The sequence below is a fragment of the Peptococcaceae bacterium genome, from assembly GCA_024655825.1.
Classification (GTDB): Bacteria; Bacillota; Peptococcia; order DRI-13; family PHAD01; genus JANLFJ01.
Genome location: JANLFJ010000002.1, coordinates 1 through 14,875 on the forward strand (window position 1 = coordinate 1; position 14,875 = coordinate 14,875).

Annotated in this window: 10 protein-coding genes and 1 riboswitch; of the genes, 5 read left to right on the forward strand and 5 right to left on the reverse strand. The window is 50.3% G+C overall.

Annotated features, from left to right (window positions below):
* Window positions 1-460 (forward strand): transposase (locus NUV48_00960; GenBank protein ID MCR4440706.1); only part of this gene is annotated, 460 nt, incomplete at its 5' end.
* A gap of 71 nt (window positions 461-531) precedes the next feature.
* Here the strand turns inward: NUV48_00960 and NUV48_00965 are convergent.
* Complete coding sequence (locus tag NUV48_00965) at window positions 532-1,149, reverse strand: transposase (GenBank protein MCR4440707.1); 618 nt, start codon at window positions 1,147-1,149, stop codon at window positions 532-534.
* A 368-nt stretch (window positions 1,150-1,517) separates the two neighbouring features.
* On the reverse strand, window positions 1,518-2,228 hold the full coding sequence (yunB, locus tag NUV48_00970) for a sporulation protein YunB (protein MCR4440708.1): 711 nt from the start codon (window positions 2,226-2,228) through the stop codon (window positions 1,518-1,520).
* A gap of 167 nt (window positions 2,229-2,395) precedes the next feature.
* On the opposite strand from yunB, the gene NUV48_00975 reads away from it, so the two are divergent.
* Window positions 2,396-5,218 (forward strand): PBP1A family penicillin-binding protein, encoded by a 2,823-nt coding sequence (locus NUV48_00975; GenBank protein ID MCR4440709.1) that lies wholly within the window; start codon window positions 2,396-2,398, stop codon window positions 5,216-5,218.
* A gap of 94 nt (window positions 5,219-5,312) precedes the next feature.
* Here NUV48_00975 and NUV48_00980 read toward each other — a convergent pair whose 3' ends face one another.
* Window positions 5,313-7,682 carry an endonuclease MutS2 gene (locus tag NUV48_00980; protein ID MCR4440710.1) on the reverse strand — a complete coding sequence of 790 codons (2,370 nt, stop codon included), beginning with the start codon at window positions 7,680-7,682 and terminating at the stop codon, window positions 5,313-5,315.
* Window positions 7,683-7,731: 49 nt separating this feature from the next.
* Window positions 7,732-10,299 carry a DUF3656 domain-containing protein gene (locus NUV48_00985; protein MCR4440711.1) on the reverse strand — a complete coding sequence of 856 codons (2,568 nt, stop codon included), beginning with the start codon at window positions 10,297-10,299 and terminating at the stop codon, window positions 7,732-7,734.
* A gap of 257 nt (window positions 10,300-10,556) precedes the next feature.
* Window positions 10,557-10,675, forward strand: a riboswitch (molybdenum cofactor riboswitch).
* Between the two features lie 28 nt (window positions 10,676-10,703).
* On the opposite strand from NUV48_00985, the gene NUV48_00990 reads away from it, so the two are divergent.
* From NUV48_00990 to NUV48_01000, 3 genes are read left to right on the forward strand one after another with little or no spacing between them, the layout of a single operon-like run.
* The gene (locus NUV48_00990) at window positions 10,704-12,431 is read left to right on the forward strand and encodes an aldehyde ferredoxin oxidoreductase (GenBank protein ID MCR4440712.1); all 1,728 of its coding nucleotides are present in this window, start codon (window positions 10,704-10,706) and stop codon (window positions 12,429-12,431) included.
* A gap of 16 nt (window positions 12,432-12,447) precedes the next feature.
* Window positions 12,448-12,765: a hypothetical protein gene (locus tag NUV48_00995; GenBank protein ID MCR4440713.1), complete on the forward strand. Its 318-nt coding sequence runs from the start codon at window positions 12,448-12,450 to the stop codon at window positions 12,763-12,765.
* Entirely contained in the window at window positions 12,762-13,004 is a 243-nt protein-coding gene (locus NUV48_01000) for a MoaD/ThiS family protein (GenBank protein ID MCR4440714.1), read from the forward strand. The genes NUV48_00995 and NUV48_01000 overlap by 4 nt, the downstream gene beginning before the upstream one ends.
* A gap of 50 nt (window positions 13,005-13,054) precedes the next feature.
* Here NUV48_01000 and NUV48_01005 read toward each other — a convergent pair whose 3' ends face one another.
* Entirely contained in the window at window positions 13,055-14,671 is a 1,617-nt protein-coding gene (locus NUV48_01005; GenBank protein MCR4440715.1) for a sigma-54-dependent Fis family transcriptional regulator, read from the reverse strand.
* Between the last annotated feature and the right edge of the window lie 204 nt (window positions 14,672-14,875).

The window sequence follows — 14,875 nt, forward strand, 5'->3', positions numbered from 1 at the left end:
ATATAGTGTAGACGAACAAGCCTTTGATGAGCTTAAAAACACTTCCCTCGGCAAGACGATACTTTTTACCGACAGAAACGATTGGCAGGCAGAGGAAATCATCCTTACATACCGGGATCAGAACAAAATCGAGCAGTCGTTCCGCCAGATGAAAGACCCCTCCTGGGTCAGTTGGGATCCGCTCCTGCACTGGACTGACCAAAAGATCCGCGTGCACGCGTTCTATTGTTTTGCCGCACTGCTTATGTCGGCATTGTTAAAGAAAGAACTGCAAAATAGAAAGGTTGCCATTTCCTTAACAAGAGCTTTTGAAAAATTGTCCAAAATTCAGGAGGTTACGATTGAATATCCAGCCCCGAAACGTACTCAGGAACCTGTTCGGGTAGTCCTGTTGACTGAAATGGATTCGGAACAAAAGGAACTTTTTGAGGCTTTAGAGCTGGCTGATTACACTGTTTAGTACTACGTTTTTGGCCCTGAAAGCCTTGATATGAAAGGATTCTAAAAAATAAAAACTAATATTTCGTAAAGTCATGCTAGCGGTAATTCATATGTGGCATCCACGACTAAGTGCAGTTTGTAGCCAAACCATTTTACGACCTTTTCCCAGGGCCTGCCGTCTTTGTCCTGACCATGGTATTCTTTTCGCCCGTAGTCGGCATCCGTATCCCGCCTGCCATCCGGTGTCTGTTTTTCATTTTTTCGTTTGGCAAATGACGGGATGGCTTTGCTGTCTATAGCCAGGTGCTTCCCGAAGTCAGACAATAGTTCCTGCAGTTCTTTCACCAGCTTTTCGAAAACATTGTTTATTTCTTCTTCGTGTTTGAATAACTTTTTTATAAATCGCGTATATACCCAGGCCGGCGGCACTTTGTTAAAGAATCCGCACATCTCCCGTAATTGCCCGTTCCGCGCTAGTTCACGCCGCAGTTTTTCTACAGATTCGTGTTGAAAGACTATTCCTGCCAGGATGGAGTTCCACATAGCCCGCACCGGATAATCGTCCCGGCCTTTATAGCGCTCTTTCTCCATCTGCCTCATAAGTTCTTCGTCCGGCATATATTCCAGCACGAGACGCAGCCGTTCTAAATCACCTAATTCTTCGATTTCTCTCCAGCCAAATATGCGAAGTTGTGGTATAATAGCCATGCAGGTAAGCCTCCTTGGTTTAATGTGTGGATTGGTTTTCACTATTTTACCATGGAATTGGCTTACCTGTTTTTCTTTTTTCTATCTTGGGGTTGATTTTTTAGTATCTTATGATCTCCTGCCCCGCAAAACCGTATTTTCCGCTTTTTTATGGGGGAAAATTCTTTTTTGCGTTCCTTTCAACGCTTGTGCTGTTTGGCCCCCTGAACATAGCAATTAGCTCTCCTGGAAAATTGTCGTTTCACCGGGAAACCGCGGCGACAGTTGATATATTACCACATGCTTTTAAGTGTGTCAACGTACTTCCTGCAACAATCACAGTAAATATTTATTATATCCAGCAGCATTTTATTATAATTTTGAACCGTTCATTCGTTCTTGCTTATACCGGGGTTTAGTCCCCGAAGCAATCCAGATTCCACTCCAAAATAGGTGCTGGGCACCTGGCCGACGATAATGGTTTCAGCAATGGGTACCCTGTTGTTGACAGTCACGCTCTTGCTGTCGGTGGGTATAACTATTGTCACGATTGTTTTTATATTTAAATACAAAATATGGCGAACCTGGTTAATTCCAGCCTGCTGGAACTCATCATCAAACTCTACGTTGACAGTGCCGACTGGAACAATACCGACTTTGATTCTCGGGCCGTAATTAGCCAATATCCGGCTGCCCAGTGCTTGCCCCATGGGAATGTAAAGGTTTTCGTCTTTTAATCCTTTCAGCATTTCTTTGATTTCAAGCCCTGCCTGGGAAACAATACGGCTGATTTTTATAGTATTGGCCTGCATCATCGTAATGTGCTGCTGGGCATCTTTATGAACATAAACCAGGTCGTTGTAATTGACGTTAGCAAGAACCCTTTCATAAAGAATCCGGTGAATGGTTTCCGTGGCGACCAGATTGGCTCTTGATTCGGCCATGGCCATAATCGCTGGTTTAAGATTTCTTTCCACCATGCTAAATAAAAACACAAGGAAAAGCAGCAGAATAATAACCGGGGTAAACCAGGGAATTTTTACCGGTAAAAAACGCCGCCTCAACCCGTACCTGCGCCTGCGCCACCCCGCCAAATTCATTCACCTCACTTTTAGCGAAGAAATGAATAAAAAATGCCTGTAAGAAAAATATATGTCGCTCAACATGAAAAAGTGCAAATACTATTAATAGCCAAAAGCTTAAAGTTTTAATTGGCTTGACGAGTGTGCTATAATATTTCAAGCAGGTAAAGCAAGGAGGTTTTATAATGACCCGAAAAAGGCCCCGAACCAGGATAAGATATGGCCGGGTGGTCATTCTGGCTGTTCTCCTGGTCTCATTTATAATTGCGGGTGCCGGCCTGGGATTTGTTTTCGGAGCAATCCGCAGCATGCCAAAATATGACCTCGAAAATATTACCGGGGCTCTCTCAAGTTTTATCCTGGACAAAGACAACCAGGAAGTTACCATGCTTAGAACGGATAAAAACAGGGTCCAGCTGGAACCTGCCGAAATCCCGTTAATAATGAAGCAAGCTATTGTTGCTATAGAAGACCAGCGTTTTTATAAACATCACGGTTTTGACCCCATTAGATTCATGGGAGCAGTTGTCGCCAACATAAAAAAAGGCTATGGTTCCGAGGGCGGCAGCACTATCACCCAGCAGCTTGTAAAAATAGCCATCCTGGAAAACCCCGAAAAGAAGTTGAGAAGAAAAATTCAGGAGGCAATCATTGCCTTTAAAGTTGAAAACAAATACACAAAAGACCAGATCCTGACCATGTATCTTAACAATGTCTATTACGGGCACGGGGCCTGGAGCCTGGAAACCGCAGCCGAAACGTACTTCGGCAAAGAAGCAAAGGACCTGACTCTTGAAGAGGCCGCAATGCTGGCGGGAGTTGTAAATGCTCCGGGGCGGTATTCACCCTACCTGAGCATGGAGAAAGCAAAACAGCGCCAGGCTCTGGTTCTTAACGAAATGGTTAAAATGAAATACATTTCCCAGGAAACCGCCGATAAAGCCAAAGCCAAGCCGCTCAAGCTCGCCGGTTTAAAAGCTAACAATTATAAATACCAGTCTTTTGCGGACTATGTCATTGAAGAAGCTGCCGAACAATTAAAACTTGAAGGTTCGGACATCGCCTCTTTATACACGGCCGGATACAAGATTTACACAACCATGGATACAAAAGCACAAGATACAGCCGAGGCGGCCTTTGCCGACGACAGTTTTTTCCCGAAAGGAAAAAACGGCAAAATTGTTCAGGGCGCCCTGGTCATACTGGACCCACACACGGGCGAAATCAGGACCCTGGTGGGGGGCAGGAACCAACAGGGAGAGCGCCAGTTTAACAGGGCCGTTCACGCTGCCCGCCAGCCCGGATCGGCCTTCAAGCCCATTGCCGTGTACGGCCCAGCCCTGGAAAAAGGCTATGGACCGGCCACAGTCCTTGATGACTACCCCCAGGTATATGAAACGCCATTGGGGCCAAAAACATTTGTCAACTATGACGAAAAAACCCGGGGTTACCGGGGATTGATCAGCATGCGCACCGCTATCCAGTGGTCTGTCAATACGTTCGCCGTGAAAATGCTGGAAAGAATCGGCGTCAGCGAAGGTTTCAATTTTGCGAAAAGGCTCGGTATTTCCACTCTTGTGGAAAGCGGTAAAAGCAACGACATGGGACTTTCCCTGGCCCTGGGAGGGTTAACCAAGGGGGTATCCCCCCTGGAGATGGCCGGCGCTTATGCGGCCTTTGCCAACCAGGGCATATACATCAAACCGTATGCAATCCGTAAAATCGAAGACAAGGATGGAAACGTGCTTTACCAGCATAAAACAATTAAAACGGTGGTAATGTCCCCCCAATCGGCTTATCTCTTGACAGACATGTTGCGAACGGTTGTTGAAGCCGGCACGGCCACCAAGGCCCAAATGGACCGCCCGGTAGCCGGGAAAACCGGTACAACCTCCTTTGATGTGGATGCCTGGTTCTGCGGCTATACCCCCGACCTGGTCGGAGTAGTCTGGATGGGTTATGACAAAGAAGAAGCGATGAGCGGTGTTTATGGCGGGACAGTGGGTGCTCCCCTCTGGAAAAAGGTGATGGAGGTAGCCCACCAGGGAATACCAGTCTCTGAATTCCCTGTTCCCGAAGGTATAACGGAAGTTCAGGTCGATTACAAATCGGGTCTGCTCCCTTCGCCTCTTACTCCCCCTAATTTTATTACTACCGAGAAATTCAACAGTGCCTACGTTCCTACCGAAATTTCCAATGTATGGGTACAGCTGCCTGTTTGCCCCGATTCGGGCAAACTTTTAACCGACATGTGCCCTTCCTCCATAACAAGGACATTTCTAAAACGCCCCATCCCCTGGAGCGGGGAACAGGTCCCGCAGGACGCCGTTCTTGAGCCGCCCACCGAATACTGCCCGGTACACGGCAGTGGAACTGCGGCAGGCCCTGTAATAAATTTGCAGGGGTTTCCGGTAATGGACGGTGATAACGTAAAAAGCATCAAACTAATGTGGACCCATTCAGCTCTTAATACCGACATGTTATTCCATATTTACCGCTCAACGCAGCCCAACATCATACCCGGTCAGGCAGTGTCCGTGGCAAAAGTAAACGTGGGTTCAACCTCTTGGCAGGACAACGATATTGTCCCAGGAAGCAAATACTATTACATGATAGTCGCCCAAAATCCCCACACGGGAGAACAATCTCCTCCCTCCAATGCAATCGAGGTGTTCGCCGGTAAAACAGATAAGCAAGACATTAAATTAAAAGCTCCAATCTTGCGGGGAGAAGCCCATATTGAGGGTAATAAGGCTACCGTTAAGCTTGATTGGACCAAAGCTTCCGAAACCAGGCCGGTTGTCTATTTCGTTTTTCGTTCGGACACTCCAAATTTCGAAGCCGGTCCCGAAAACCAGATAGCAGCCAACCAGTCAATCACAGCGACTTATTGGACGGATTCCGGACTGCCCAAGGGTAAGACTTACTACTACCGGGTAATTGCGTTCGATATGGAAACAAAACAACAGAGCCACTCTTCCAATCAGCTTCAGGTGATCATTCCCTGATTATCTCGCCGGCGGCGACAAAAGTACTTATCTTATATTGTCATCATCCAAATTAAGCTTTTCGCAGTTTAACTCAAATCCCGTACCCGGCCCCCTACTTCTTAAACTCCACTACCGTAACACCGTGACCGCCTTCGTAGTACCCGCCCATACGGGACGAAGCGACAAAACGGTGTCTTTTTACAATTTCACTAATGGCTCCTCTGAGGGCCCCCGTACCTTTACCGTGAATGATATATGCCTTAGGGATCCCGGCCAGATAGGCATCATCCAAATATTTTTCAGCCTCCAGAACGGCTTCCTCCACCGTCATGCCCCTAAGATCAAGCTCATTTTTCATTATCCTGGCCTTTTCGGCGACAATCTCTCCCACGCCTGTGCGTTCCTGTTTTTTATCTGGTTTTTCTTCCTCCAGCCTGCGGAGGTCTTTCAATTTCACGGCAAGCTTCACAATTCCCGCCTGTACCAGGACCTCGTCGTTCTTCGGTTTCTCCAGCACCTGCGCTTTCTGGTTCAATTTCTTTAAAAGGACAGTATCTCCCGGTACCAGGTCGGCGGGACTTACCAACCCCTCATCATCCTCTTTTTCCATTTGCGCCCTGATACGGGCTTCTTCTTCGCGCAGGCGGTCCCGCAGTTCATGAAGCTCTTTCCGTGCTTCCTGCGGCGCTCTTTTCAGTATTTCTTTCGCTTCCTTCAGAATAGCTTCGCTTTCCCGCCTTGCTCTGGTAACAATATCCAGCGCCTCGGCCTGGGCTTTTTGCAATACGTCCTGGACCTGGCTCTTTAGCTCATTTTCCCGTTTTTCCATTTGCAGGAGTTTGGTCTCGGCAATCCTTTTCAACTTTTCCGCCTCCTGCCTTTCTTTTTCCGAAAGCAGCTGGTTGGTCTCAAGACTGGCAATCAGGTCGGCCACCCGGACCTCCTCCTGCGAAAGAAAACTCCTGGCCCGTTCCACCAGCGCCGGGCCCAACCCCAGCCTTCTTGATATTTCAAAGGCATTGCTCCTGCCTGGGACACCTATCAAGAGCCGGTAGGTAGGCCGGAGTGTTTCCACATCAAATTCCACGCTGGCGTTTTCAACCCGTTCGTGGCTGTAAGCAAAGCTTTTCAATTCACTGTAGTGAGTGGTCGCGATGACTTTTGCTCCCTTTTGAATAAGGTATTCGAGGATTGCCATGGCCAGCGCCGCTCCTTCCGCAGGATCCGTTCCCGCTCCCAGTTCGTCAAGCAAGACCAGTGTCTGTTCGTTTAAGTTTTCCAGTATATTAATAATATTGGTCATGTGGGAGGAAAAGGTGCTGAGTGACTGCTCAATGCTCTGTTCATCGCCTATGTCGGCGTAAATCTGATTGAAGACGGCCAGTTCAGTGCCGACCTGCGCGGGCACGTGCAGTCCCGCCTGGGCCATGAGAGAAAATAGGCCGACCGTCTTAAGAGTTACCGTTTTGCCTCCGGTATTTGGACCGGTAATAACCAGGGTGTCAAACTCATCTCCAAGATGAATGGTCACCGGGACCACCCTTCCCTGGATGAGGGGATGCCTCCCCTGGATTATTCTTAAATACCCTTTCTGATTCATAACCGGCTGCCCGCAGTCCAGTTCAGAACTTAATCTGGCTTTAGCAAAAACAAAATCCAGGCTTGACAAGGCTTGAAGCATAAGCTTTAATTCCTGGCGGTGGCTGTCCACCTGCACGGTAAGCTGGCGCAGGATCCTTACCACTTCAGCCCGCTCCATGGCTTCACAGCGCTGCGCCTCGTTCGTCAGTTCCACCACGCTCATAGGTTCAATATATAGAGTGGCTCCGCTGGCCGACTGGTCATGAACAAGCCCCGGCACCTGGTGGCGGAACTCCTGTTTCACCGGCACCACATAGCGGTCGTTTCTGATCGTGATGAGCGGGTCCTGGAGATACTTCTGCATCCCGGGAGAACTGATCATTGCTTCCAGTTTTTCCTTGGCTTTGCCTTGCAGGCTGCGCAGTTTTCTCCTGATCCGGCCCAGTTCCTCTGAAGCGTTGTCGCTCACTTCCCCTTCCGGGGAAACGGTTTTCTTGATTTTCTGTTCAAGACCGGGAAGAACACAAAGATCGGTAGCATAAGAAGACAGTATCCGGTATTTTTTACCTTCTTTTTCAAAAAATCCTTTGATCCTTCTCGAAGCAGCCAGTGTATCAAAAATCTGTAAAAATTCTTGAGGCTCGATAATTCCTCCCATCTCGGCCCGCCTCAGGGGATTCCTGATGTCCCTGATGCCTCCCAGCGAAAAGCCCGGAAAGAGCCTGAGTATCTCTTTGGCCTCGCTTGTTTCCGCCAGGCCCAGGTTGACCGTATCCAGGTCTGTCGATGGCTTGAGACATAATGCCTTTTCCTTCCCCAGTTGAGATGAGCATTGTTTCACCAGCAGGTCAATGATTCTATGAAATTCAAGTTTTTGCAGCACTTTTTCATTCAATTCCATCATCCTTTTGTTTTGAACTGACGCTTTGACATTGGCGAGTGATATTATATCATAACCCGCCCTGCAACACTCCCCGGTAATAATGCCCTGTGGTAAAGCCTTCCGGGGACAAGCTGCTCAGCGTTTTCAGTGTTTCTTCCCGCACCCGGTACTTTTGGCCCAGTTCCCGGCACCGCCTTATTTCCTCACCATAAAGGCTAACCACCTTCTTCACCCAGCCAGCCTCTTCTCTTCTTGCCTCGATGCGCAAGATTTGAATCCCGCATTCCAACAGGGCCGGCAATTGCTCGATCATGGATAAGGTCTTGGGATTGTAAACAAGCATACGGCAGTTCTCATCGCTTTCTAAGGGAAACACCATCCTCATCCGGTCTTTTAGCCCGTAAATCCCTCCCGTACACGGGCGCGGGCACCCCCTGGACTCATGGCCCTTTCCCAAATTGAGGCCGATGGCGCAGTGCTCAGTTATCATGAGAGGGATCTTGCCGTGGACCAGGCATTCCAGCCTGACTGCCGGAACAGGATGAATTTGTTTGATTTGCTCTAAGGTCAACTCCAAAGAAAGGGCAAGCTGTTCAAGTCCCTTCTCCGAGAAGAGCCGGACGGTAAAGTCATTAAAAATATTAAGAGTGTAATCGCCCCTGACCCCCGGCAATCCCATTTCGCGAGCGAGTTGGACCGCTCCGGGGTTTCCCGCCAAAAACCCGTCCACGCCGGCTTCCTTCCCTTTCTCGCAGTATGCCATAACCTCCCTGGATTGTTCTTCGTGGAAAATACGGGGCAGCAGGAGGACCGCTTCGGCACCCTTTTCGTGGCACTCCGCAACAATGGACGGTAACTGTTCCTGTTCAAAACCCTCTTTGCGCCTTAGCTTTTCCCCTCCAAAATAGATAATGCGGGCCCCGCCCTGCAGGGCAGCCTTCAATGACGGCCTGTCGCCCACCAGTACAGAAAGGACTGTTTCCTTCCCTGGCACCTCTTTCTTGCCGGGCATATTTTCCATGAAAAGGCGAACCCGCCGCTCATAGACCTCCCTAGAAAGCGGGACTTTGGCAAAACGCGCCAGCCTATTCGCCTCTAGTGCCTCCACGGCCTTGCGGCGCAGGCTGTTTAGCTCGCTTAAGGGAACCATCATTCCTTCATCGCCTTCTATTTGCAAATCGCGCAGGTAAAACATCGTATTGCCCAATCTTTCCAGCTGCTTCTGGGCCGTTTTTCTTGATAAAGGGTGCCTGTCTGCTTTTTCCACCAGGTATTTACCCGCAACTTCGGCCGTGCGGCCATCAGCTTCCCTGGCCGCAAGAATCGCCGGCTCGCCCTCTCTTACCCGCAACATGAAGTCAAGCGGAAATTTTTTGGCCGTATTTGCAAAAAGGAAGGTTGCCCGGGACCTTTCCACCAGCCTGGTGTCAAATGTCTTAAAAACCCTGTCCCCCTTCCCTGGCCTCCCCTTGCCTGCCTTGAAAGTGACATTGCCCTGCCGGGCTGTTTCCACTACGTGACCGTCAAGTTTCAGGGATTTTATCTCACCGGCGAGGCGACCGCCCCTGGTCACCCAAATTTCGTAACCGTCACCCACCTGCAGGGGCTCCTCCAGGGCAACGGTCACTTCCTGCGTTTCTTTATCAAAAGCAACCACCCTCCCCAAATAAAGCCCGCGGTTATTCGGGCGCTGGTAGCTCATCAGGTGGGCCCCGGGCTTTTCCAGGAAGTAGCCCGTAGTAAAGTCGCGGTTGAATATCTGCGCCAGTTCCTTTAGAGCTTCAGGCTCCACCCTATAATTACAGGTCCCCCTGTCACAGGCGGCTTCCCTGCCGGCAAGCGCATCCAGCGCGTTCCGGTAATGGCGGGTTACGGTCGCCACGTATTCCGGCCTCTTCATTCGCCCTTCCACCTTGAGGGAAACAACACCAGAGTCAGCTAAACGGGGCAAATGCTCAATCATCATGAGGTCCCTTGGAGAAAGAAGGTACCCTTCGGCCAGCTCATCGCCCGCTGCATTGACCAGCGTATACGGAAGACGGCAGGGCTGGGCGCAGCACCCCCTGTTGCCGCTCCTTCCTCCGATCATGCTGCTCATCAGGCACTGCCCAGAATAAGAAACACATAAAGCGCCGTGGACAAACACCTCCAGCTGGATCTTGGCCTTCTTACTTATCAATCGAATATTATGGAGCGACACTTCCCGGGCCAGGATTACGCGGTTGAACCCCATCTCTTCCAAAAAACGGGCTCCGGCGCTGTTGTGCACGGTCATTTGGGTGCTGGCGTGAAGTTCCATTTCGGGCATGATCCTGCGCAGAGCTGCTGCCACGCCTAAATCCTGCACAATTACGGCATCGACATTCATATGGTAAAGCTCATACAAATAATCCAGGAGATCAGCAAACTCCGCATTGTCGACAAGAATATTAACTGCAACATATACCTTAACTCCGTAGAGGTGGGCATATTTTACCACCTCTTTCAGTTCCTCCAGATCAAAATTTTTTGCAAAGCGGCGGGCGCTGAACCGTTTTCCTCCCAGGTAAACGGCATCAGCGCCGTTTTGCACGGCGGCCCGCACAGCTTCTATCGTTCCCGCCGGGGAGAGAAGTTCAATTTTTGAAGACGACAACCTGTTTATCCTCCAATCTTTTTCCTGCCGGAAATCTATATCCACCACATATTATAACAATAGTCTCCTGCCCATAACATAAATAAATCTATACTGCCTCATCATGAGACATCCTGTGTCTCATTTTAATACGCGTCAGCCTCATTTTTCGCGCTCTCCAGGCTGGCATAATTTTTGCAAAAAATATGCATATCAAATCGTTAAGAAGGAGGCGATAACGCGCGTTCTAAAACAATACCTTAATCCAAAAGATCAGCAAGTCAAAAGAATCCCGAGCCAAAAGGCCTGTGACTTATCGTTATGGCCCTTGGCCTGTAGGGTACAGCGGGAAACTGCTGCGCCTCCCATTGCGGAAAGGGATGAGCAGGTCCAAAATTAAGAAAGATTTCAAGGAGGCGATTCGATTGGCTAAGATCGTAAGGGTTAACATGACTGACAGGAGTATTAAATTTGAGGATGTCCCGGAAAAATACAGGTTTTTGGGTGGGCGCGCACTGACATCCAGCATTGTCGTGGATGAAGTTGATCCGGCCTGCCACCCGCTAGGACCAAACAACAAGCTGGTGGTAGCCCCGGGGATGATAGCGGGTACCGCTGCGCCGAGTTCCGGCCGTCTTTCGGTGGGGGGCAAAAGTCCCCTGACCGGCACGATCAAAGAAGCAAATGCCGGCGGAATCCCCGGCCAATTGCTGGGCAGGCTCGGCATAAAAGCCATTATCGTGGAGGGACAGCCTCGGGACAAAGAATTTTACCTTTTGAAAATCGACAGCACGGGAGCCCAACTGGTTTCCGCCTCGGAAATAAGCGGAAAGGGAATGTACGAGACCAACGCGTTACTTTGGAAAAAATACGGCAGCGGGGCCGGGATCATCGGGATTGGTCCGGCTGGTGAAATGAAACTTCTCAACGCCGGCGTATCCTGCAACGATTCGGAAAACAGCCCGGGGCGCTACGCAGGGCGTGGAGGCCTCGGAGCCGTGATGGGCAGCAAAGGCCTGAAAGCGATCGTCGTAAGCGCTGAAAAAGGCTTGCAAGTTCCGCTGGCCGACAAGGAACTGTTTGACCGGGGCCGTAAAAAAATGGTCGATGCCCTCCTTAAACACCCCGTCACTTCCCAGACCCTGCCCACATACGGTACGGCAGCCCTGGTCAACGTCTTAAACGAGGCCGGCGGGCTTCCCACCCGCAACTTTAGCGCGGGAAGGTTTGAAGGCGCAGCCAAGACCGGCGGTGAAGCGATGGCTGAAATCAACCCGCAGCGCGGCGGGACCATGTCCCATCCCTGCCATCCCGGCTGCGTCATCAGGTGCTCCAACATTTATCACCGGCCGGACGGCAGCCACCACGTCTCACCCATTGAATACGAATCTACCTGGGCGTTGGGCGCAAACTGCGGCATAGACAACCTTGACGACATTGCCGAACTGAACAGGATCTGCAACGATGTGGGCCTTGATACCATCGAGACGGGCTGCACGCTGGCTGTGGCCATGGAAGCCGGTCTGGCCCGGTTCGGCGACGGCAAGAAAGCCATTGAGCTGCTGAGCGAAGTAGGCAAAGGCTCTGCTTTGGGACGCATTTTGGGCAATGGAACGGAGTACACAGCCAGGGCCTTTGGTGTCACCCGCTGCCCCACCGTCAAAGGTCAGTCCATGCCGGCTTACGAACCCAGGGTTATTAAAGGAATAGGCGTTACCTACGCCACCACGCCCATGGGAGCCGATCACACAGCCGGGTACACCATTGCCACGGAAGTGTTGAAGGTTGGCGGCGAGGCCGATCCTTCCGATGTCAATAAAGCAGACCTGGCCCGCGCTTTCCAGGCCGTTACCATGTTTGTCGATTCTACCGGCTACTGTCTTTTCGTTACTTTTGCCACTTCCGACTATCCCGAAGCACTGGAGGGAATGGTGGAAACCATTAACGGCACGCTGGGAACGAACTGGTCAACGGCCGATGTCCTCAGGCTGGGAAAAGAATGGCTGAAAAAAGAACGCAAATTCAACGAAGCGGCTGGCTTTACGAACAAGGACGACAGGCTGCCTGAGTTCATGAAGTACGAAAAGCTGCCGCCTCATGATGCCGTGTGGAACGTCTCCGATGAGATTCTGGACGCCGTTCATAATTATTGACCGGAGAAAACGAAAAATGAGCGAAGAAACAGGTAAGCATAACGGGTATATCACAGTATATCTTTATGGGAAACTCAAAAGTTTGGCCAGGCACAAGACACCCCAGGGCGAACACGTTGCGTATATTCCCTGCAGGGAAGGGGACAGAATAAGAGATATAATCGCGCGGCTCAAGCTGGAGTCGGCCGAACTTTCACACCTGTTTCTCAACGGCATATACTCCGGTCCGGCCTGCAGGGTAAAACCGGGAGACCGTCTCGGGCTTTTTGCCAAAGACATGCACCTTCTTTACAGGCAGTACTTTCCCATTGACAAAGGCGATGAGGACCAATGATCACAGTCGAGGTAATCGTTTATGCCACCCTGGTCGATTACGTGCCGGGCTCCAGGCCTGGGGCGCCGCTGGCGGTTAGGCTGGAAAAAGGCAAAACGGTCCTTGAACTGCTTGAGCAGCTAGGAATACCCGGAGAAAAAACAAAGCTTGTTTTTATAAACGGCGTATCAAGGAACATGGACCACATACTCAATGACGGCGACCGGGTGGGAATTTTCCCGCCTATAGCCGGGGGCTGAAAAACAAAAGGGCCGGTAAACCGAACGGGTTGACCGGCCCTTTTGCCGTTTTATTCAGGTCCCGGTAATCTCGGGTTGAAATTGTACTTTACCAGCTTCCTGTACAGTGTGGCCCTGCTGATGCCCAGTAAGCCGGATGCTTTTTTGATGTTGTTGCCTGTTTCGGCCAAGGCCCATTTAATCAGGTTGATCTCCGCTTCCTCCATGGGCGGAAGGCTGTCAACGACAAGAAAGGAGCTTTTGACCTGCCTGGGGAGGTGCTCCGGAAGAATCAGGTCATCGTCGCTGATGTGCATGGCCCTCTCCAGCACGTTGATAAGTTCGCGAATATTACCCGGCCACTGGTAACTGAGAAAAATTTTCTTCACTTCGGGCGAAACTTTAACTGCAGTTCTCTTGAATCTGTGCCCCAGTTTTCCAAGGTAATGCTCGGTTAATAGCTCAATGTCGTCCGTCCTCTCCCGGAGAGGAGGTATTTCTATGCTTATTACGTTAATCCTGTAATACAGATCCAGCCTGAAACTGCCTTTCTTCACTTTTTCATATAAATCCTTGTTCGTGGCTGCTATGACCCTGATATTAACGCTCCTGGTTCTGGAACCCCCTAGACGCGTCAGGCAGCCGTCCTGCAGAACACGCAGCAGCGCCGTCTGGGAATCAAGGGGGAGCTCGCCTATCTCATCAAGAAACAGAGTGCCGCCGTCAGCCGCTTCTATCTTTCCTTCCTGTCCCTTGGCTTTAGCCCCGGTAAAAGCGCCCGGCTCATAACCGAAGATCTCGCTTTCCAGCAAAGTTTCGGGTATGGCTCCGCAGTTAAGCGCTACAAACGGCCCGTCTTTCCGGCTGCTGTAATTGTGGATGGCCTGGGCGAACAGTTCCTTGCCTGTGCCGCTTTCTCCCTGAAGAAGCACCGTACTGTCGCTTTGCGCGGCCCTTTTGGCCAGCTTTATAGCTTCTCTAATCTTGTAATTGTTCCCCAGAATATAACTGAAATCATACCTGGCCGAATAAGTGTGCGGTGTCACCGCGCCAGCCCGGCCCTTTTTTACCAGCAGGTACCTGTTTTGAATGGCTTTAGCCGCAGCAAGGGCCAAACCCAGGTTATGAGGATGCGCCCTTTCGAAATTTCCTGATATATCCAATATGCCCAGCAAATTATAGTCTTCATCGAACACTGGAGCTGCCGAGCAGGTGAGAAAATGATTTTCCCGGTGAAAATGCTCAGCGGCATAAACAGTGATCGGGCATTGTTCCTGAAGAGCAACCCCAATGGCGTTCGTCCCTTTGAAATTCTCATGCCAGTTTACTCCTTCAGAAAGCTGCACCCTGTCAGCCCTGTCAACAAAACCGGCATCACCAATCCTTTTTAGAATGTATCCCTCGCTGTCAGTCAAGATAACCGAAAACCCGGACCCCTTTATTGTCTGGAACAGGTCCTCCATGATCGGTAAGGCTGCATCGACAAACAAGCGGTTTTTTTCTAATCTCTCCTTATACCTGGCCTGTTCCAGTTTATCAAGGGGAGCTCTCTTTAACGGGCTGTGCTTTTCCTGGCATCTCATCCAGGACTTGACTATTTCCGGCGCTATTTCGCTTCCCACTTCGCCCGTCCTAATAAACTTTTTCCAGGCCTTCTCCACAATAAGGTGTTTCTCATTGCTGCCCATTTGCCCGTCCACCTCCCATATTAAAAGTGGAAAATGCAGAAGATTTTAAAAACATTTCCACCGCTTGTTGATCGTTTTGCTAATTTTCTGTATTCTTCACTAACATAATTATAACATTTCTTCCCAGCCATTTGAAGCTGGTTGCCGCTCCAAGCGGGATATTTCTTCCCGCCCGGAGCAAGGTAGCGTTCATGCGTTTTTCGA

Bases quoted from the DNA above. Each gene is read 5' to 3' on its own strand.
- NUV48_01005 (MCR4440715.1), bottom strand. From the start codon at position 14,671: ATGGGCAGCAATGAGAAACACCTTATTGTGGAGAAGGCCTGGAAAAAG.
- NUV48_00975 (MCR4440709.1), top strand. From the start codon at position 2,396: ATGACCCGAAAAAGGCCCCGAACCAGGATAAGATATGGCCGGGTGGTC.
- NUV48_00965 (MCR4440707.1), bottom strand. From the start codon at position 1,149: ATGGCTATTATACCACAACTTCGCATATTTGGCTGGAGAGAAATCGAA.
- NUV48_00995 (MCR4440713.1), top strand. From the start codon at position 12,448: ATGAGCGAAGAAACAGGTAAGCATAACGGGTATATCACAGTATATCTT.
- NUV48_01000 (MCR4440714.1), top strand. From the start codon at position 12,762: ATGATCACAGTCGAGGTAATCGTTTATGCCACCCTGGTCGATTACGTG.
- yunB (MCR4440708.1), bottom strand. From the start codon at position 2,228: ATGAATTTGGCGGGGTGGCGCAGGCGCAGGTACGGGTTGAGGCGGCGT.
- NUV48_00980 (MCR4440710.1), bottom strand. From the start codon at position 7,682: ATGGAATTGAATGAAAAAGTGCTGCAAAAACTTGAATTTCATAGAATC.